Origin of the sequence: Arthrobacter sp. Cr_A7 (assembly GCF_029222765.1) — a bacterium.
GTDB lineage: Bacteria > Actinomycetota > Actinomycetes > Actinomycetales > Micrococcaceae > Arthrobacter.
Genome location: NZ_JARHXQ010000181.1, coordinates 1 through 992 on the forward strand (window position 1 = coordinate 1; position 992 = coordinate 992).

Consider the following 992-nt stretch of genomic DNA (forward strand, 5'->3'; position numbering starts at 1 on the left):
GACCAGCCGCGCAAGGCCTTCGGCGTGGAGGTCTTGCAGAAGGATTTCCGCTGGGACCCGGTGAAGAAGGAACGCGTACCGAACGGGCACAGGCAGGCCGATGTGTGGCACTGCTCCCTGAGTCTCCGCGCTGAAGAAGGCGCCTTGACGGATCAGCAGTGGGGTGACATCGCGAACGACTTCGTCGACGCCATGGGGTTTACCGAGGCCAGTGGAAAAGCCCAGTGCCGGTGGGTCGCGGTCAACCACGGCACTTCCGAGAACGGCAACCACCACATTCACATTGCCGTGTCCCTCGTCCGCGAGGACGGCACCAAAGCCTCCACCCATGGCGACTATAAACGCGCACAAAAGACGTGCCGGGAACTGGAAACCAAGTACGGGCTCGAAGAGCTCTCCAGTGTGCACGCCACCCGCGGCTACGACCGGGCTGAGAAGGCCACCGCCGTCCGGGACGACCGCGAAATGCACCGTGCCTCGCTGGCCCGGAAGGTGCGCGCCAGCGCCAGCGCGTCAGCTACCGAAGCGGAGTTCGTCCGCCGCGCCCGCGACACCGGCCTGCTGGTGCGGCCGCGCTATGCGAAGAACACCACTGATGTCATCGTTGGCTACTCCGTCGCGGAGCGCCCCAAGCCGGGGGAGCGGCCTATTTGGTTCGGCGGCGGCACGCTCGCGTCCGACCTGAAGCTCGGCGCCTTGCGTGAGGAATGGATGGACTCACCGCACCTGGCAACCGAGGCCGCGGCGGAATGGAACGCGGCCGCGCGCAACAAGCGCACGGTCTCCAGAAACGGTCCTGAGAACGCGACCCCGTCAGCTGATGTGTGGGTGGAATACACCCGCAACGCCACAGCACTGGCTGACCAGCTGCGCACCATTCCGCGTGACGATCACGCGACCTGGGCGAAAGCAGCGCGTGAGGTTTCCGGTGCCTTTGCAGCCTGGTCATACCGGCTGGAGGCTACGCCAGGGCCGCTGGCCGCCACTGCTGC

At 66.1% G+C, this 992-nt stretch carries 1 protein-coding gene; it reads left to right on the forward strand.

The window, feature by feature from the left end; all coding sequences use genetic code 11:
• Positions 1-992, forward strand: a 992-nt coding sequence (locus P2Q66_RS11035; RefSeq protein WP_275728014.1) for a relaxase/mobilization nuclease domain-containing protein, incomplete at both ends; no start/stop codon positions are given.